The 19,275-nt window shown below is 60.9% G+C and carries 15 protein-coding genes; 8 read left to right on the forward strand and 7 right to left on the reverse strand.

Annotated features, from left to right (window positions below):
- Positions 1-160: 160 nt before the first annotated feature.
- Genes HW450_RS03495 through HW450_RS13215 form a run of 3 tightly spaced genes read left to right on the forward strand, consistent with a single transcriptional unit; the run spans position 161 to position 2,430 of the window.
- The gene (locus HW450_RS03495; protein ID WP_182386628.1) at positions 161-346 is read left to right on the forward strand and encodes a hypothetical protein; all 186 of its coding nucleotides are present in this window, start codon (positions 161-163) and stop codon (positions 344-346) included.
- Positions 347-1,975, forward strand: a complete 1,629-nt coding sequence (locus HW450_RS03500; protein ID WP_182386629.1) for an FAD-dependent oxidoreductase — start codon at positions 347-349, stop codon at positions 1,973-1,975.
- A gap of 32 nt (positions 1,976-2,007) precedes the next feature.
- Positions 2,008-2,430, forward strand: a complete 423-nt coding sequence (locus HW450_RS13215; RefSeq protein ID WP_182386630.1) for an RDD family protein — start codon at positions 2,008-2,010, stop codon at positions 2,428-2,430.
- Positions 2,431-2,587: 157 nt separating this feature from the next.
- Here the strand turns inward: HW450_RS13215 and purH are convergent, their stop codons facing one another.
- The 3 genes from purH to HW450_RS03520 are packed head-to-tail and all read right to left on the reverse strand — an operon-like array spanning position 2,588 to position 6,197.
- The gene (purH, locus tag HW450_RS03510; RefSeq protein ID WP_182386631.1) at positions 2,588-4,120 is read right to left on the reverse strand and encodes a bifunctional phosphoribosylaminoimidazolecarboxamide formyltransferase/IMP cyclohydrolase; all 1,533 of its coding nucleotides are present in this window, start codon (positions 4,118-4,120) and stop codon (positions 2,588-2,590) included.
- Positions 4,121-4,168: 48 nt separating this feature from the next.
- The gene (gene purN / locus HW450_RS03515) at positions 4,169-4,738 is read right to left on the reverse strand and encodes a phosphoribosylglycinamide formyltransferase (protein WP_182386632.1); all 570 of its coding nucleotides are present in this window, start codon (positions 4,736-4,738) and stop codon (positions 4,169-4,171) included.
- A complete protein-coding gene (locus tag HW450_RS03520; protein ID WP_182386633.1) occupies positions 4,728-6,197 on the reverse strand; it encodes a cell division protein PerM in 1,470 nt (489 codons plus the stop codon). The genes purN and HW450_RS03520 overlap by 11 nt, the downstream gene beginning before the upstream one ends.
- Before the next feature lie 292 nt (positions 6,198-6,489).
- On the opposite strand from HW450_RS03520, the gene HW450_RS03525 reads away from it, so the two are divergent.
- Positions 6,490-7,212: a M23 family metallopeptidase gene (locus HW450_RS03525; protein ID WP_182386634.1), complete on the forward strand. Its 723-nt coding sequence runs from the start codon at positions 6,490-6,492 to the stop codon at positions 7,210-7,212.
- Positions 7,213-7,290: 78 nt separating this feature from the next.
- On the opposite strand, the gene HW450_RS03530 is transcribed toward HW450_RS03525, so the two are convergent.
- Complete coding sequence (locus tag HW450_RS03530) at positions 7,291-9,681, reverse strand: UvrD-helicase domain-containing protein (RefSeq protein ID WP_182386635.1); 2,391 nt, start codon at positions 9,679-9,681, stop codon at positions 7,291-7,293.
- A gap of 52 nt (positions 9,682-9,733) precedes the next feature.
- Here HW450_RS03530 and HW450_RS03535 point away from each other — a divergent pair, with 52 nt between their 5' ends.
- From HW450_RS03535 to HW450_RS03545, 3 genes are all read left to right on the forward strand, one after another.
- Entirely contained in the window at positions 9,734-10,030 is a 297-nt protein-coding gene (locus HW450_RS03535) for a chorismate mutase (RefSeq protein WP_182386636.1), read from the forward strand.
- Between the two features lie 73 nt (positions 10,031-10,103).
- A complete protein-coding gene (gene pgi, locus HW450_RS03540; protein ID WP_182386637.1) occupies positions 10,104-11,738 on the forward strand; it encodes a glucose-6-phosphate isomerase in 1,635 nt (544 codons plus the stop codon).
- 345 nt (positions 11,739-12,083) lie between these two features.
- Positions 12,084-12,683 (forward strand): DedA family protein, encoded by a 600-nt coding sequence (locus tag HW450_RS03545; protein WP_182386638.1) that lies wholly within the window; start codon positions 12,084-12,086, stop codon positions 12,681-12,683.
- Positions 12,684-12,727: 44 nt separating this feature from the next.
- Here the strand turns inward: HW450_RS03545 and HW450_RS03550 are convergent, their stop codons facing one another.
- Positions 12,728-13,141 carry a YccF domain-containing protein gene (locus HW450_RS03550; RefSeq protein WP_182386639.1) on the reverse strand — a complete coding sequence of 138 codons (414 nt, stop codon included), beginning with the start codon at positions 13,139-13,141 and terminating at the stop codon, positions 12,728-12,730.
- 38 nt (positions 13,142-13,179) lie between these two features.
- On the opposite strand from HW450_RS03550, the gene HW450_RS03555 reads away from it, so the two are divergent.
- Positions 13,180-13,716, forward strand: a complete 537-nt coding sequence (locus tag HW450_RS03555) for a DUF1707 SHOCT-like domain-containing protein (protein ID WP_182386640.1) — start codon at positions 13,180-13,182, stop codon at positions 13,714-13,716.
- Here the strand turns inward: HW450_RS03555 and HW450_RS03560 are convergent.
- On the reverse strand, positions 13,705-14,511 hold the full coding sequence (locus HW450_RS03560) for an Fpg/Nei family DNA glycosylase (protein WP_182386641.1): 807 nt from the start codon (positions 14,509-14,511) through the stop codon (positions 13,705-13,707). The two genes, HW450_RS03555 and HW450_RS03560, sit on opposite strands and share 12 nt — an antisense overlap.
- A complete protein-coding gene (locus HW450_RS03565; RefSeq protein ID WP_182386642.1) occupies positions 14,511-19,256 on the reverse strand; it encodes an ATP-dependent helicase in 4,746 nt (1,581 codons plus the stop codon). The genes HW450_RS03560 and HW450_RS03565 overlap by 1 nt, the downstream gene beginning before the upstream one ends.
- Between the last annotated feature and the right edge of the window lie 19 nt (positions 19,257-19,275).

Raw genomic sequence — 19,275 nt, forward strand, 5'->3', positions numbered from 1 at the left:
CAAACTCCTAAGTTAAGCGCGGTTAACTACAAAGCATACCGCGGGGAATTCATTACCCCCGCTATGGCAAACGGGAATAGACTCTGGCCACTTTAGCGTTCTCCTAATTGAACCTGGTGGGGAGACCACCCCACTGCTTACCTTTCCAAAGGAGCCCATCATGTGCCGTGCCGTAGAATGCACCCAATGCCATAAGACCACCTGGACCGGCTGTGGCAACCATGTCGACCAGGTCATGGCCGGCATAGCGCCTGCTAAGCGCTGCAAGTGCAACCCACAGACCACCGCCGAGGCTCGCGCTGCGAAACCAGCCGGCCTGCTAGCACGACTGTTCGGAGGAAAATAAATGGCCCGCACCATCATTGTTGGCGGCGTCGCCGGTGGCATGTCCACCGCCACCCGCCTGCGCCGTAACGACGAAGCCCGCGACATCACCGTATTCGAACGCTCGGGTTATGTCTCCTTCGCTAACTGTGGCCTCCCCTACCACCTCGGCGGTGTCATCGAGAGTCGCGACGCCCTGCTTTTGCAAACCCCGCACTCCCTCGGCGAGCGCTTCAATATTGACGTGCGGGTGCGCCACGAGGTCCTCGCCATCGACACCACGGCCCAGACAGTGCTGGTCCGCGACCTAGCCACCGGCACCGACTCCACCGAGTCCTACGACGATCTGGTGCTGGCCCCCGGCGCCCAGCCTTTCACGCCACCGATCCCGGGCATCGAGCGAGCTGCCGGGCTGCGGACCGTAGAGGACCTGGACCACATCAAAGAACTCGTATCCGGGGACGTCAAGACCGCCGTAGTGATCGGTGGCGGGTTCATCGGCGTTGAGGTCGCGGAGAACCTGCAACACCGAGGCCTCGCTGTCACCCTGATCGAAGCCGCACCACAGATCATGGCGCCCTTCGACCCAGAGATCGCCATCCTGCTGCAGCGTCGCCTCCAGGACGGTGGCATCGACGTGCGCACCAACGCTATGGTCACTGCCATTTCCGAGACCACTGTTACCGCTAATGACGAGAACTTCCCCGCCGACGTGGTCATCGCTGCCATCGGCGTCCGCCCAGACGCTGCGTTCATTTCTGACGCTGGCATTACGACGGCGAAGTCCGGCCACATCCTCGTGGACGAGCACGGTCGCACCAACGTTCCGAACATCTACGCACTCGGTGACGCTGTGATGAAGCGCGACTTCCTCGATGGCTCCGACAATCCGCTGCCACTGGCGCAGAACGCCAACCGCCACGGTCGTGTCATCGCTGACGTGATCACCGGGCGTTCGGTAACCACGAAGCCGGTGTACGGCACTTCCATCATCGGCGCGTTCGGGTTCGCCATCGCGGGTACGGGTTGGAATGAGAAGCGACTCAAGGCCGCTGGCCGCGAGTACCGTGCGATCCACACCCACCCGGTGAACCACGCTGGCTACTACCCCGGCGCGAAGCAGATGACCATCAAGTTGCTGGTAGACCCCGCAACGGATCAGATCCTCGGGGCCCAGGCTGCGGGCGAGCAGGGCGTGGACAAGCGCATCGACGTGATCCTGACCGCCATGGCCGGCGGGCTCACTGCCTCCGACCTCGCTGACCTCGAGTTGGCCTATGCACCGCAGTTCGGCATGGCGAAGGATCCGGTCGCCCTCATCGGCATGGTCAACGACAACATCGTTGCAGGTGAGCGAACGATCCAGTGGCACGAGCTCACTTCCTCCACAATGCCGCTTATCGACGTCCGTACACCTGGCGAGTTCGAGTCCGAGCCAATCCCCGGTGCCGTCAATATCCCGGTCGATGATCTGCGCTCCCGGATTGAGGAAGTCCGCGCCCTGGCTAATGGCGGCCCGGTCGTCGTCCACTGCCGGGTGGGCCTGCGTGGGCACATCGCTGTCCGCACGCTAGCGGGTCTGGGTGTGGAGGCCATCAACCTCGACGGTGGCTACCTGACCTGGGAAGCGGGCATCGCTTCGCAGGGGTAGTTGAACATTCTTGTCATTGCTATCGTGACTGCATGACTGCCACCAGAACGTCTCGATTCTTCGCCCTGATTGTCGATTCCATTTTGTGTGCAGTTGTGTGGAACCTAATTCTTCACGTGGTGCCCCTGCCCGAGCGTGCTTTCACCACTCCCACTCCGGTCGGGGGCGCTGTGCTCGGGTTATACAAAATCATCTGCGAGCTCAGCGCCGGACGGAGCCTGGGCCAAAGGTTCTTCAGCATCGCACCCGATTACAGCTCCCGAGCTTGGTGGCGACCGCTGCTGCGCAATAGCTGGTGCTTGATTCCTTTCGCAGGATGGCTGATGTGGCCCGCAACCTGGGCGGGATCTTTTAATTCCTTCCAGTTAATCATTGGACTGAGCTTGATCTTTTCCCGCTCCAAGAAGCACCTAGGAGATCTTGTATCAGGTTGCCACATGGTGATGAAGTGGTAGATCAAATGGACAGTCGTTGTGCCCTGTGCCCAGATGCAACCAGGAGATCTTTCACCAGCCCAAAAGGATAAGGTTCGGTTAGCTATACAAGACGGGGTGGCCCGAAATGCAACACATTTCGGACCACCCCGTCGTTTAGAGAGATCGCGATCTACAACTAGTGCGAGAAGTGGCGCACTCCGGTGAGGTACATGGTGACGCCTGCCTTTTCAGCAGCTTCGATAACCTCGGCGTCACGGATGGAGCCGCCCGGCTGCACGACAGCCTTGACGCCTGCGTTAATCAGCACTTCGAGGCCGTCGGCGAATGGGAAGAATGCATCAGATGCGGCGTAGGATCCGCGGGCGCGCTCCTGGCCGTCGGCAAGCGTGTTGGCGCGCTCGACGGCGAGCTTGGCGGAGTCCACACGATTGACCTGCCCCATGCCGACGCCCACTGCCGCATTGTCCTTGGTCAGGATGATGGCGTTGGACTTGACGGCGCGAACGGAGCGCCAAGCGAATTCCAGCTCGGCCAATTCAGCCTCGGACAGCGGGGTGCCGGAGACGAGCTGCCAGTTTTCGGTCTTATCTCCCTCTGCCTGGTAGAGGTCTGGTTCCTGGGTAAGGACGCCGCCGGAGATGAACTTCTTCTCCTCGGTCGGGGCCTCGTACTCGGCGACAAGGATGCGGATGTTCTTCTTGGTAGCCAGGACTTCGACGGCGCCTTCTTCGTAGGATGGCGCGAGGATGACCTCGGTGAAGATGTCCTTGACCTGGTTCGCCATCTCGACGGTGACTTCGCGGTTGACAGCGATTACACCGCCGTACGCGGACACTGGGTCGCATGCGTGAGCCTTGAGGTGGGCGTCGGCGATGGATACCTCGGATACCGCCACGCCACAAGGGTTAGCGTGCTTTATGATCGCAACGCAAGGGCGCTTGTGGTCCCAGGCGGCACGCCAGGCAGCCTCGGCGTCCTGGTAGTTGTTGTAGGACATTTCCTTGCCGTGCAGCTGTTTTGCGTTAGCCAAGCCCTTGGTGCCGATGCGGGTAACGGTAGCGGACTGGTGAGAGTTTTCGCCGTAGCGCAGCGTGGAGGTGACGTCCGCATCGGAAAGCTGGGAGACGAACCACTCGGACACCGCGGTGTCGTAGGAAGCGGTGTGCAGGAAGGCGTCGCGGGCCAGCTCACGACGCTCTTGCAAGGTGAAGCCCCCCTTGCCCAGGGCGTCAACGACGGATCCGTAGCGAGCAGGATCGACGACGATCGCGACGGATGGGTGGTTCTTTGCAGCCGCGCGAACCATGGAAGGGCCTCCGATGTCGATCTGCTCCACGCAGCTGTCGAAGTCTGCGCCAGAAGCAACAGTTTCACGGAAGGGGTAGAGGTTCACCACCACCAGCTGGAAGGCTGCGATGCCGAGCTTGGACAGCTGATTCAGGTGGTCTTCCTTGCGGGTATCGGCGAGGATACCTGCGTGAACTCGGGGGTGGAGGGTCTTCACGCGGCCTTCGAGGCACTCAGGGAAATCAGTGAGCTGCTCAACCGGGGTGACGGGGATGCCCAGGTCTGCGATTTTCGCAGCGGTGGAGCCCGTGGAGACGATCTCAACACCCGCCTCATTCAGTACTCGTGCGAGGTCCTCAAGTCCGGTCTTGTCATAGACGGACACGAGAGCGCGCTTAATATCCTTACGATCTTCAGTCATGAAACTGCGGGCCCTTTCCCAAGTGCATAAGTTTGGACGCCTTAGATACTATTGCGCGACGCATGGATTCGACGAATTCAGCACCCGCACAATGAGTTGCCGCTCCACCACTTTGATCCGCTCGTGCAAAGTTTCCTCGGTGTCCCCATCTTCTACCGGCACGGCTGCTTGCGCAATGATCCGCCCCGTATCTACACCCTCGTCAACGAGGTGCACCGTAGAACCGGTCACGCGGACGCCGTACTCGAGTGCGTCCCGCACCGCATGAGCGCCTTTGAATGAAGGCAGCAGCGCGGGGTGAGTGTTGATAATCCGGCCACCGTATTCTGCCAAGACCGGCTCCCCCAGGATCCGCATGAAGCCCGCGGAGACCACGACATCCGGATTCAGTCGCGCGATTGCGTCGCGCAGGGCACAGTTCCAGTGTTCGCGGTCGTCGTATTCCTTATATATAACAGCCACAGCAGCCACACCTGTAGCTTCTGCAACGTCGAAAGCTCGGCAGGGACGATCCGCAATCAGGCCCACCACCTGGTAGCGTTCGCCCGCACCAGCAATGATGGCCTCAGCCAAGGACCCCGTCCCAGAAGCCAGAATGACTACTCGTTTACTTGTCATCGCCAGCCTCTTCTTCGGTATCTTCAGCGCCCTCGGCAACGTCTTCCCCAGCGTCATCCTCCGGCAAGGAAGCCTCTTCGGCAGAGTTTTCGGCAGAGTCCTCCACACTGCCTTCCTCAGGAGCCTCCTCAGATTCATTAGCTGCGGTGTCGTCGTCAGCGCTGGTTTCTTCGGAGGGCTCGATTGCGGGCGCATCGTCGTCGTCAAGCGCCTGCGGCTGCTTTTCCCTACCCCGCAGGATGGCACCCACGCTGGCGATGATGAGCCCGGCACCCCACAGCCATACCGGCGCAGAAAGCAGCCCCAGCCACCACAGCGGCCCAACGACACCGTATCCTCCAAGCTCGCCGATGGTGAGCGCGAGCAAGACCGCCGCGAACAGTACGCTCCATAGGCCCGCCAGGCCGACGTCACGGAAGGGGCGAGCTGCGACGCCTAGGTGGCGGTACAGCACGATTGCCGCCACCACGAGCGGAATCAGGAGGAACACCCAGGCGAAGCTCCAGACCGAGCCGGGCACGGCCCCCAGGATCGGCAGTGGTGGCAGAGGCACCAGGTAGATACCGAAGAGACTGATCACCCCGTCAGCCACCAGGAATTCGCCACCCAGCAGCACGAATGCAATGCCGATGAGCAGATTAGGCAGATACAGGACGCTCAACGCGGTGAGACCGGCCACGGAGCCGGGCTGCTGCAGCGAGGTGTAGATCTCCCCGACCGTTCCCGCATGCGCCCCGAGCAGCCCCACCAGCATCACGAGGGACGCCCCCAGCAAACCAGCCCAGAATTTCATTGCGAGAAGTGCGGTATCAAACAGACCAGAATCAGGAACGTAGCGCCTCTCCAGCGCCCGCCAGAGCCGTGGCCCCATGCCAATGAGGAGGGCAACCAGGTGGATCAGCATTGTCCTTCCAAGGGCGAGAGCGACGTTCGGTATCCCCACCGGCAGCACGGTCGCCGCGTCAGCAAGCATCGCCAGCGCGGTGAGGGTCAGCAGCACCGGCACACCTACGATGCAGGCAGCTAACACGTATAAATCTGCGAGAGAAACCCGCTCCTTCACCACCGAGTACACCCGCCACGCAATGATTCCTATCACTCCTAGCGCGGGGAGTAATGGCACGAAGCCAAGGTCGGCGGTGTCGCTCGCCACGGGGGCACCTGTGGAGATGAGCCAGAGTTGCGCGATGCTAGCAGGCAGTGCCACGAAGCTCGAGTTCGTCATGAGTAGCCCCGCCAGCGCTAGCACAATCAACGCGGAGACAATTATCACATTCGCGATGAGTGCGAGTGGCAAGAATTCCCGAACGCGGGCCGCGTTGGAGTCACGCTCAGGTACGGACGGCGTCGCAGACGCAGCGCTCCGAGCACGCTTTTCGACGTCTTTAGCTGCAGAATCGCGTTTCCTACCGCGCAACTTTCGCGACGGACGCGCTTGTGGGCTTGTGTTTTTACTCATCACCACCACTGTGCCACGCGCAGGCCTTGAGGTGAGACAAGGCGCGTCTGAAGAATCTAAAATTTGCCCTTTCTTGGATTTTCCTGAGATATTACTAAGGAGTTTGATTCAACACGGTAACGGTCAACCCTCAACCAGACATCTAGACTTTCCCGATTAATTCCGGATAACTTTTCGGAAATCGATTAGATTCACTTGCCTTGGTTGTAACGAACCGCTATCGTAATCTCTCGTTAGGTAACGAGATGGTCACAAAACCTACAAGTTGTAGGTAACGATGGAAGAAGGCTACATGCACAAGGATGCAATGCGAGCTGGCGCCGGTCGCCACCGCAAGCAGAGCGTTTCGCCGACGACCAAAGGTCGCGTCGCCCTCGTAGCAGTCGCAACAGGCGCTGCTTCTACCGCAGGTGCTGGCGGAGTCGCCGTCGCTCAGGCCACCAGTCCTGAGGTGCAGGTACAGCCACAGATCACCCTCGCAGCAGACGCGGCACCCGCCATCTCCAGCGAGACCCCTCAGATCCTCGCCATCTCCGAATTCAAGCCAATGGCCAACCTGAATGAACAGATCTCCAAGGCCATTCAGTACAACCAAGAGCGCATCGCAGCCGATCTTGCGGCTCGCGCCCCAAAGACCGCAAAGCCAGCCGAGGGCGCCTTCACCTCTGGTTTCGGCCCACGCTGGGGCACCATCCACACCGGAATTGACATCGCCAACGCTATCGGCACCCCAATCTACGCAGTAGAAGACGGCGTCGTGATCGATGCCGGCCCAGCTTCCGGCTACGGCAACTGGATCCGGATCCGCCACGCAGACGGCGCCGTTTCCCTGTACGGCCACATGGAGACCCTCGACGTTACCGTCGGCCAAGAAGTCACCGCAGGCCAGAAGATTGCAGGCATGGGCAGCCGCGGCTTCTCCACCGGCTCCCACCTGCACTTCGAGATCCATCCAGACGGCAACACCCCAGTGGATCCTGTGCCTTGGCTCGCAGCCCGTGGCATCAACGTCTAGTTACTCCACCCCCGAAATCGAGCGTACGGATGGTACTTTTCTTGCCTCAAACATCCCATCCGTACGCTAAATTCCGCGTTACAACTTCTCCATCGGCACGCCACCAATGAGCATGAGCCGCACCGTCCCGGCAGAGCCAAAGTCGATGGTCACTGTGGCGCGCGGTCCGGTGCCGGACACAGCCTGCACCTTGCCTAATCCGTACTTCTCGTGATTGACCCGATCCCCCACGGCGAGCTGCAGGTTCTTGTTGAGCGACCGCTTCGGTGCGGGTGGCACGCTGGAGCGCCGAACTGGGGCCGAAGGAGCGGGAGCCCCCCACGACGGTGCACCCCAGCCACCTCCAGATGGTTCAACACGTTTCCAATCGATGAGGTCGGAAGGGATCTCCCCGAGGAACCGCGATGCCGGGTTTGTCAGCGGGTTCCCCCAGGAGCTGCGCAGCATCGCGCGGGTGAGGTACAGGCGCTGCCGGGCACGGGTAATCCCAACGTACGCTAAACGACGCTCCTCCGCCAGCTCCTTAGGGTCTCCCAACGCCCGCAGGTGTGGGAATTGTCCGTCCTCCCAACCCGTTACGAACACCACCGGGAATTCCAGGCCCTTGGCGGTGTGCAACGTCATCAGCGTCACCACGCCTTGATCGTTGTCTGGAATCTGATCAGAGTCCGCTACCAGGGACACGCGCTCCAAAAAGGCCTGCAGCGATCCCGGCAGTGGTTCTCCTTCCACCGGCTCATAGTCCTCGAACGCGAGCAGGTTGGCGGCTTCCGAAGAGAATTCCCGTGCAATGGAGACCAACTCGTTGAGGTTGTCCAGGCGCGCCCCGTCCTGGGGGTCGTTCGACGCCTCCAGGGTGGCCTTGTATCCGGTGGCGTCGAGCACCGCGGACACAATGGCACCTAGGTTCGGCATGCCCGTACTCTCGTCCACCGTGTTCCGGGCGTCCGCACGAAGCGACTCCATCAGCTCATTAAACTGCGCAACCGCGTTGCGACCGCGCCCACCCAGCAGGTTGACCTCCCCCGCCGCGGCGTCGATAAGCGCCTGGTCAAAGGAGATGCCGTGCTGCTGCGCGTGCACGCCGATGAATGCGAGCGCGCGATCGCCGATTCCTCGGCGTGGGGTGTTGATGATACGACGCAGGGACATTTCGTCACCGGGGTTGTCTAACACGCGCAAGTACGCGACGATATCGCGGATCTCTTTGCGTTCGTAGAAGCGGGTGCCTCCCACCACCTTGTAGGGGATGCCGGTGCGCATGAACACGTCTTCCAGCGCGCGCGATGCGTTGTTCGTGCGGTACATGACCGCGATATCGCCGAAATTAAGACCGTTATCTACCAGGCGATCAATCTCATTGGCCACGAAGCGGGCCTCATCGTGCTCGTTGTCGGCAACGTACCCAGTGATGGGTTCGCCCTCGCCCAACGCGGTCCACAGCTTCTTCTCACGACGGTTCTCATTCTGCGCAATCACCGCGTTCGCAGCAGACAGAATCGTCTGGGTCGAACGGTAGTTCTGCTCCAGTACGATGGTGCGGGCTTCTGGGTAGTCCTTCTCGAACTCCTCGATATTACGGATCGTCGCCCCGCGGAACGCGTAAATGGACTGGTCTGCATCGCCTACCACCGCAAGTTCTGCAGGCGGGACCGCATGTGGGTCATCCGAGGGGCGCCCTACCAACGTGGAGACCAGCACGTATTGGGCGTGGTTGGTGTCCTGGTACTCGTCGATGAGGACGTGGCGGAACCGACGGCGGTAATGTTCTGCGATGTCGGGGTGCGACTTAAGCAGGAACACCACTTCCCCGATCAAGTCATCAAAATCAACGGCGTTGGAGCCGCGGAGGCGGCGCTGGTACTCGTCGTAGACTCGCGCCACGGTCGTGGCATAGGGCTCGCCGCCCGCCAGGTTCATCGCCTCGGAGGGGCCGACCAGCTCATTTTTGTGATTCGAGATCGCAGCAGCTAAACCACGGGCCGTGAACCGCTTCGCGTCCAGCTCGAAATCCTTGGCAATCATCGTCAAGAGACGCTTGGAATCGTCACTGTCGTAGATCGTGAAATTGGTGTTCAGGCCGTCGATAAGCGCGGCCTGCTGGCGCAATATCCGCACGCAGGTGGAGTGGAAGGTGGACACCCACATCCGCTCCGCCGCTGGGCCAACCAGACCACTGACGCGTTCGCGCATTTCCGCGGCGGCCTTGTTGGTGAAGGTGATGGCCAGGATCTGACCTGGATGCACCCCTTGTTGCATCAGGTAGGCGATTCGTCGGGTCAGCACCGCCGTTTTACCCGACCCCGCACCCGCCACAATCAACAGCGGTACCCCCCGATGCTCCACCGCGGCCCGCTGCTGCGGATTGAGACCGTCCAGCAAATCCCCCGCCGATCCAAACGCATCTGCGCTGCTCACCTGTGGTCTACGTCCCCCGAATGGGCTGGCATTTCCGAAGCTGCTATCCATAATGCTTAATAGCCTACTGGGGCGGTCGGACAAGGTGGCACAATGGATATCCATGAGTGAAGAATTTGATATCCGCATGCCGTCAGGCACCGACGACCCACTTTCCGACGCCGAAATCCAGAAGTACCGCGAGGAAATCAACCGCCTCGACGGAGTCATCCTCGACGCAGTGAAGCGTCGCACCGAGGTGTCCCAAGCGATCGGCCGCACTCGAATGGGGTCCGGGGGTACGCGACTAGTCCACACCCGTGAGGTGGCGATTATCAACAAGTTCCGCGACGAAATTGGCGAAGAAGGACCAGCTCTCGCCGCTATCCTGCTCCGAATGGGGCGGGGAAAGCTCGGTTAGCAGCGGGATTCGGTGGGCGGCACTAATGTGGAGTGAAGTTACATAACCGCAACTTTTGGGAGCTAACAGCGCCATGGATATCACGACCACCACACAGTGGAACGAACTTGCAACGCAGTTTGAGGCATTCAAAGACAGCAACCTCCGCGAGCTTTTCGACGCCGACCCGCAGCGCGCCAGCAAGCTGACGTTCGACGCCGCTGGCCTGCACGTCGACCTGTCCAAGAACCTCGTGGACTCCACTGTGATCGATCGCCTCGTTGCTGTCGCTGAAGCCGCCGATCTGAAGGGTCGCACCGAAGCGATGTTCACCGGTGAGCACATCAACAACACCGAAGATCGTGCCGTCCTCCACACCGCGCTGCGCATGCCTGCCGAAGACTCCCTCGAAGTTGACGGCCAGGATGTGGCGGCTGACGTCCACGAGGTCCTCGGTCGCATGCGCGACTTCGCTCGTGCGCTGCGCTCCGGCGAATGGCAGGGCCACACTGGCCACACCATCAAAACCATCGTGAACATCGGCATCGGCGGCTCCGACCTTGGCCCAGCGATGGCCGCCAAGGCGCTGCGCCACTACGCGGTCGCTGGCATCACCGCCAAGTTCGTTTCCAACGTCGACCCAGCGGACATGGTCGCCACCCTCGACGAGCTAGACCCCGAATCCACACTGTTCATCGTCGCCTCCAAGACCTTCACCACACAGGAAACGCTCGCCAACGCGCATGCCGCTAAGCGCTGGCTTCTCGACGCCTTCGACGGCGATCAAGCTGCCATTGCCAAGCACTTCGTCGCTGTATCCACCAACGCGGAGAAGGTGGCCGAGTTCGGCATCGATACCAAGAACATGTTCGGCTTCTGGGACTGGGTAGGTGGACGCTACTCCGTGGACTCCGCCATCGGCCTGTCCCTCATGGCCGTCATCGGCCCACTGGACTTCATGCGCTTCCTCGAAGGCTTCCACGCCATGGACCAGCACTTCCGCACCACCCCATTTGCCTCCAACGTGCCAGTGCTCATGGCCATGCTGGGCGTCTGGTACTCCGAGTTCTATGGTGCGGAAACCCACGCCGTACTGCCTTACTCCGAGGACCTGTCCCGCTTCCCTGCCTACCTGCAGCAGCTGACCATGGAATCCAACGGCAAGTCGGTGCGTCGTGATGGTACCGCGGTCTCCACCGGCACCGGTGAAATCTACTGGGGCGAGCCAGGCACCAACGGCCAGCATGCCTTCTTCCAGCTCATGCACCAGGGCACCCGCATTGTCCCAGCCGATTTCATCGGCTTCGCGCGTCCGAAGGAAGACCTGCCAACTGCCACCGGTGACGGATCCATGCACGACCTGCTGATGTCCAACTTCTTCGCTCAGACCAAGGTATTGGCCTTCGGCAAGACGGCTGCTGAGATCGCAGCGGAAGGAGTCCCCGCCGAACTGGTAAACCACAAGGTCATGCCAGGCAACCGCCCAACCACCACCATTTTGGCGGAAGAGCTCACCCCAGCTGTCCTCGGCGCACTGATCGCCCTGTACGAACACATCACCTTTGTCCAGGGCGTCATCTACGACGTGAATTCCTTTGACCAGTGGGGCGTGGAACTAGGCAAGAAGCAAGCCGGAGATCTACTCCCAGCCGTGACCGGTGCCGCTGAGGCCAACTCCGGAGATTCCTCCACCGACGAGCTGATCAGCTGGTACCGCGCACAGAAGTAACGCTTTTACTCATCCCGACTCTGCACCCCATACGGTTGCTGGGTCGGGTTTTTCTTGTCTGGCATGGTTGTGACGATGTTACTTTGACGATGACTCCAGGTTGTAGGTAATTTTCATTAACCCGACCTGTAAACATCGACAATTCATTATCATCAAACCGGAAATATCCCACCAGCCATACTCACCCAGTCAACGTTACGGGTCTTATCTTGGCTAGCCTGATAGGATACCCGTGACTGAACTGCGAAATTTTCCCACCAGACTCTTCTTGGGCCGGAAAAAAGAACTGTTAAGAAAAGGACCAAAGCCATTCTTTCCTCAATCGTTGACTGGGTAGTTTCCCTTATGTCCACGCTGGGCGCTCCGGGCGTCGGCGTGGCGATCCTGTTGGAGAACTTGTTCCCACCGATCCCCTCTGAGGTCGTTCTGCCATTGGCGGGCTTCACTGCTGCCCAGGGCAAGATGAATGTGTACGTGGCGTTCGTGTTTGCCACGGTTGGTTCTGTGCTGGGTGCCTACATCCTGTATGGGATTGGGGCGGCTGTGGGTGCGGAGCGGCTTCGCCGGATTGCTGACTGGATGTGGCTGGTCACTCGTGAGGACGTGAATAAGGCACTGGAATGGTTCGATCGATACGGCACGTGGTCGATTTTGATTGGCCGTTTGATTCCGGGTGTACGGTCCCTGATTTCGATTCCGGCTGGTATTCACCGGATGAACCTCTTCCAGTTCGGTATCTACACCACGATTGGTTCTGCGGTGTGGAATGCGATTTTGGTGGCCTTGGGTTACTGGTTGGGCGATCGGTACACGGTGGTCGCTGATGTGATCGATAAGTATTCCACCGTGGTGTATGTGATCGTCGGTATTGCGCTGATCTGGTTGTTTGTTTTCATGGTGCGGCGTGATCTCAAGTCCAAGCGCGCGGCTGAGGAACAGGCGTAACAGGAAAAAGGGACCGGAAGGTCCCTTTTTTTGTTGCTCGGGGGCTACATCTTCACCATCGGCTCATATCCGAAGGGGATGTTGTTGGATGAGACGATCGTCTTGCCGAACGGGAAGCAGGTCACAGGAATCATCTTGATGTTTGCCCAGGCCAAGGGGATGCCGATGATGGTGACGGCTTGTGCTGCTGCGGTGGTGACATGGCCGATGGCGAGCCACAGCCCCGCGACGAGGAACCAGATGATGTTGGACAATGCGCCGAGTGCATTTGCGCCACGGGACGGCTGCACGACGGTGCGTCCAAACGGCCACAGCACGTAGTTTGCGATGCGGAAGCTCGCCACGCCGGCTGGAATCGTGACGATAAAGGCGCAGGCGATGACGCCAGCTACGAAGTAGCTCAGTGCCAGCCAAATGCCACCGGTGATGACCCAAACAATATTAAGAATCGTCTTCATAACCCCAGCCTAGGCGATCGTCGACTAGGATGTGGCCCATGAGCACTGACGGTATTCGCCTCTCGGATAATGAGCGCATGGTGGCGCTGCAAGCCCTGGGAACCCACTATGCGGAGGGGCGAATCAGCAGTTCGGAGTTTAACGAGCGTACGACGAAGGTTGCGGAAGCACAGACGTACAGCGCCTTGACTCCCTTGTTCGGTGATCTTCCAGGTGGTGTGCCGTTTACTCTGGGGAGTGCGGGTCTGACCCCGAATGTTCCGGCAGTGCAGTCCGAGGATCCAGGCCTGCTGGAGTTGAAGCAGCTGAAGTCGCGCGGCAAGCTCATTCAGCAGTTGGATTTGGCTTTCACGGTTGTCGGCATGATCGTGTTTTTCCTCGGGATGTATTTGGGCTGGGGTTATTTCTGGCTGGCTTTGGTAGCTTCCGGTGGCGCGATGATGCTCAGTCGCGCCCTGTTGCAATATGACGAAACTGATGAAAAGACCTTCGAGTCGTTGCAGAAAAAGGAAGCGAAGGAGAAGAAGCAGCGACTGTTGGAGGCAGAAAAACGAATGCGGGAGCTAGGTCAGTAGCTGGCAGCTTGGGCACCACCATATGATGCGTTCAAGTTCGTCTGGACTCGATTGCAGCGTGCTTTTACGAATTGGTGTGCCACAGCGTCGACAAGGGCGCCCGTGCCTGCCGAAGACGTAGCTGTTTTCCCCGGCGCGTCTGACGCCTGTGGTCACGCGGATGGGCGAGTTGCGGTTTGCCCACATGATCCGCCTGGTGATGTCGAGGATGCGGGGCACGTCCACTGCTGCGACGGGGGTTGCGGGGTGGACTCCTGCGAGGAAGCAGATTTCTGCCCGGTATTCGTTGCCCACTCCTGCCAGGTTTTTCTGGTCTAATAGTGCGGATCCGATGGGTCGGTTGGGGGTTTCGAGGATTCTGCGGAGGGCTTCGCCCCGCCCGTAGCTGTCCCAGTCGGGGTACAGCACGTCGGGGCCGAGATATCCCATCCGGTCGGAATACTGCTCAATCGGAAATACCTCTACGAGGCCAAGGTCGAAGCCGACAATCTCGATAGGGGCGGGCGAATCATCCAGGACCAGCACGACGCGAGCTTTGTGCCCGGGTTTGCGCCACTTCTCACCCTGCAAATGAACTGACCAGGTTCCTTCCATTTTGAGGTGGGTGTGCAGCACCTTTCCGCCGCTAAACTGCATGAATAGGTGTTTGCCGTAGGGCCAGACGCGGCTTACGCGCTGGCCGTCGAATTTCTCCAACGCGACGCTGGGCACCCGCAGCGATGTTGCGAGGACGTCGCGTCCCCTCATGAATTGCAGGCGCTTGGATAGTTGGTAGACGGAATCACCTTCGGGCATTAGCGTCGCCTCCCGAAGGGGTTGCCGAAGGACATGGGTGGTTCTTCCTCGTCGTCGAAAGAAAGGTCGGCGAGGGTACGTGGCTTTGGCACCGCACGCTTAACGACGCCCACCCCACCAATCTTCAGTCCTTTCGGCACTACCACTCCCCCGGCTTCTTTAAGCGCTGTCAAGTATTCGGAGTCGAAGACTGCTGTCCCGTTAATTTTCTCCACCACGATCCGGTTCATCCTACCTTCTGCTACGAGCGAGCTCAGTGCAGCGACCAGGCGTTGCGCCAGCTCGGGAGGAGTTTCGGGGAGGCCATCGAAGTAGAGGTTCATCGTGGCGCCACCGCGGCTGAGGTGTGCGAGCAACAGGCCGTCGATAAGCACGACGAGCGCACCGGCGGACCTGCTGGGCCGCAGGTTCGACTCAGGCCACGGCAACGCCGCGCCGTAAGGGTTGGCGGGGTCCGTTGCTGCTAGAACGTACACGTCGGGGTCGCTGGCGCCTGATGGCCATCCGCCGAGGTCGGCGCTGTCAGCGAGGCCACGCAGCCTATCGACGATCGCTGGCGTGGAGAACTGTGCCGCGCCAAGCCCCTCGATGAGGTAGCCACGCAGCGCTTTGCCGTTTTCCTCGAACCGCGACAGCACCTTGTATGCCAAGGCGAATCCGCCGAGCACATCCTCGGCAACGATGGAGCCGCGGGTGACCACGCCGTAGCGATCCAGCCAGGCTTCGCCGTGTGCTACCGAGCGGGCTGTGGCATCGGTCGATGGTGTGACCGCGAGGCTCCAGCGCCCCAGCATGTCTGGTGGGGTGCCCTGCGACGCCGATTGAGCGAAGGAGGTGCGTCCCATGCGTAATCGGCTGCGGGTGGGTCGGCGACGTGCCCGGTGGGCGGTTCCTTTCGCGGTAGTGCCGGCGAGGCGAGCTCTTAAGGCCGCGAAGCTATCGGGGGTAGCCAGTCCGGCGTCGACAAGTGCCCACAGCGCGGCGCGTAGCTCCTCGGTTGGTACGTCGAGTTGTTCGAGGAGGTCGGTGAAGTAGAAGCCGCCTCCCCTACCCAGCACTTCAAGTACCTGCTCCTGCAGCGGCGACAGCGCCCCGTCGTGGCGCTCCGGAGCGAGCTCGGCGGCGTAGTCGGCAGGCAGCAGCATGATCCACGGATCTTTTGCACCGGCCGTCCCCGCCCCCACGATCCGCACCTCACCCGTGGCGGTGAGCTCATCGAGCAGGGCGGGACTGTAGTTCGCCACCCGGCCGGGCAGCACTAGTGATTCCCAGGCGCTCGCAGGCAGTCGCACCCCGGCGAGCTGTTCAATTACCTGAAACACACCATCGGCACCGCCCAACTGCGGTTGCTTCCCGACGGCCGACACCCCCAACCAATCTGGCAAGAACCGCCCGAACGTTGTGGCCGATACCGGTTCGGCTTCTGCGCGGGCGCGCGCCAGGCTCAGCTTTCGGATCCGTTTAAGCACGTCCGCCCCGCAATATTCGGTGCCCTCGACGCCAGTCCGGAACTGCCCTTCCACCACTGTTTTGTCCGATACGGCAGCCTGGATCGCCGCGTACGCGGTGGAGTGGCCGAGTCCGAAGGCGTCGGCAAGCTCGGCAACGGTAAAAGGTCCGCGACTGCGCGCGAAGCGGTTCGTGAGCTGTGCCAGTGCGTCTGTGATCACGGTGGTTTGCGCGGAGACTCCCGCTGGCACGGGGATGCCGAGGGCGTCACGGAGTAGCGGGGCGTCCAGGGTTTGAGCTAAGTGTTCTTCCCCGGCGATCCGCACCAGCATCACCCGGTGGCTCAGCTGCGTGAGAGCAACATCAAGCGGGATATCCGTCCACGCCGCGAGCTGACTGGTCGGGATTGGACCGATGATACGCAGCGTGTCCGCGAGTTCTTCGGCGTTGCGGGCGCGCCGTTCCGGAGTGATCCGTTGCAGCTGGGCATGTACCTCCGCGATGACGTCCTGGTCCAGGAGCTCGCGCAGCTGAACGGTGCCGAGGAGTTTCGCCAACAGACTCGGATCCAGCGCGAGGGCCGCTGCCCGCTTCTCGGCCAGTGGCGAATCGCCCTCGTACATGAAGGCGCCGGTGTAGTTGAACAGCAAACTGGAGGCGAACGGGCTGGGCTGATCGACGGTCACCTCCGCAATCCTGATGCTCCGCAGGCCTAGCTCTTTCTGAATATCCTGCAGCGATGGGAGATCGTAGACATCCTGGAGACACTCGCGCACCGTTTCCAGGATGATCGGGAAGCTGGGGTATTTGCGAGCCACATCGAGCAATTGGGCGGCGCGTTGGCGCTGTTGCCACAACGGAGCTCGTTTGCCGGGGTTTCGTCGTGGTAGTAACAGCCCGCGGGCGGCGCACTCTCGGAATCGTGAGGCGAACAGCGCCGAATTGCCAACCTCCTCGGTGACGATTTCCCGGATGTCTTCTGGATCAAAGGTGAACAGGTCCGCGCTCGGTTCCGTATCGGATTCGGGGAGCCTGAGGACAATGCCGTCGTCACCGGCCACCGCCTGCGCATCCATCCCGGTGATTTCCGCGACGCGGGCACCCACCGCGAGTGCCCACGCAGCATTAACTCCTTTGCCGAACGGTGAGTGCAGCACGATACGCCAATCCCCCAGCTCGTCCCGAAACCGCTCCAGGAGCAACGTCTTTTCATCGGGGACAATCCCCGTGGCTTCCTCCTGTTCGTTCAGAAACGCAATGAGGTTGCTGTGGGCGCGTTCGTCTAGTCCGAGACCTGCGGCGGTTTCTGGGTTGGCGTGGACGTGGCGTCGGAAAGCGCCGAGTGCCCGGCCCAGTTCCGCGGGGCGGCCTGCCCCGTCTCCGGTCCAGAACGGAAGCCTGCCGGTGTGGCCTGGGGCCGGGCTCACCAGCACCTGGTCGCGGGTGATGTCTTCAATGCGCCAACTCGTGGCGCCGAGGGTAAACACGTCACCGACGCGGGACTCGTAGACCATTTCCTCGTCCAGCTCACCGACCCGGCGGGGAGTTCCCTCTGATCCCACGAGGAAGACCCCAAACATGCCGCGGTCCGGGATGGTGCCACCGCTGGTCACGGCGACACGTTGGGAACCCGGCCTGCCCTGCAGCGTTCCGGTGGCGCGGTCGAACACTACGCGGGGCTTGAGCTCAGCAAAATCAGTGGACGGATATACGCCGGAGGCCAGGTCGATCACAGCATCGAATACATCCCGCGCGAGATCCCGATAAGGGTAAGCCCGGCAGACCTGGTCATACCAGGCATCCACCGGGAGGTCCGCCACCGACGCTGCCGCAATAGTATGCTGCAACAGCACGTCCAACGGATTTTGTGGAATGCGCAGCTCTTCGATGAGCCCAGCGCGCATGCGCTGCACCGTCACAGCAGATTGCACCAGGTCGGAGCGATGCTTCGGATAGAAGCTGCCCTGCGATACGGCGCCCACTGCGTGCCCGGCGCGCCCCACACGCTGCAGCCCAGAAGCCACCGATGGTGGTGCTTCCACCTGCACCACCAGGTCCACGGCCCCCATGTCGATTCCCAATTCGAGTGAAGAGGTAGCCACCACGCACTTAAGCTCACCGGCTTTCAGCGCAGCTTCCGTGGTGGCACGCTCTTCCTTGGAAACCGAACCGTGATGCGCCCGCGCTATCACTGGTGGTGCTTGACCTGCAGTATCGGCCGCCACCATTACCTGTGCTGGTGGGCGCCTCAGCTCGGGTGACAACGATGCCGGGTTGTATTCCAGCGCGTACAGTTCGTTGAGCCGGGAGGTCAGCCGTTCGGCGGTGCGTCGCGAATTGACGAACACCAGCGTGGACTGCGCCGCCATGATCTCCTGGTAGAGCTCCTGCTCAATGAAAGGCCAAATGGATTTTTGCTGTGGCAACGCTGATTCTTGCGCTGGCGTGGGACCCCCGAAGCCATGTGGATCATCGAGCACCGCTTCCCCGATCGGGGACCCTTGATCCGGAGTGGGCAAGTCAGAGAGGTCATCGACCGGTACGTGCACATCAAGCTGCCACTGCTTGGGTTGTTCGGGAGCCACCAGCGCCACGGTCCGATCCCCGCCGAGGAATGCGGCGACGCGTTCGAGTGGGCGGACCGTTGCCGACAACCCGATGCGTTGGAACTCGCCTGCCAGCCCCGCGAGGCGTTCCAGGCTGAGTGCCAGGTGGGTGCCACGTTTCGTCCCGGCCATCGCGTGGATTTCATCGATGATCACGGTATCCACTTCATCCAGGATGCTTCTCGCCTTGGACGTCAGCATCAAGTACAGGGATTCTGGGGTGGTGATCAGAATGTCTGGTGGCTGGCGAAGCTGGCGGTTTCGTTCGCTAGCGGGAGTATCACCGGAGCGCACCCCTACAGTGACCTCTGGTTCTGGGATTCCCAGGCGGGCTGCGACCCTCGCAATCCCCAGCAGCGGGGCCCGGAGATTGTTTTCTACATCCACGCCCAGGGCTTTGAGCGGGGAGATATACAGCACTTTGACTTTGCCGCCCTTTTTGGTTGGGGCAAGTGGGGCGTCGATAAGCGCGGGCAATGCGGGCTGTTGGGGGCTTTCCACCAGCATGTTGATTGCCCACAGGAACGCGGCGAGGGTTTTACCGGAGCCGGTTGGGGCGACGACGAGGGCGTGATCGCCACGGGAAATCCGCTCCCAGGCCTGCTCCTGAACAGCTGTTGGAGCTGCGAAAACATCCTCAAACCAGGTGGCCACGTGGAGGCGGAAACGACTGAGGATGTGTGCTGTCATGCTTCTATGTAACCAAACA

This window comes from Corynebacterium hindlerae, from assembly GCF_014117265.1.
Lineage (GTDB): Bacteria > Actinomycetota > Actinomycetes > Mycobacteriales > Mycobacteriaceae > Corynebacterium > Corynebacterium hindlerae.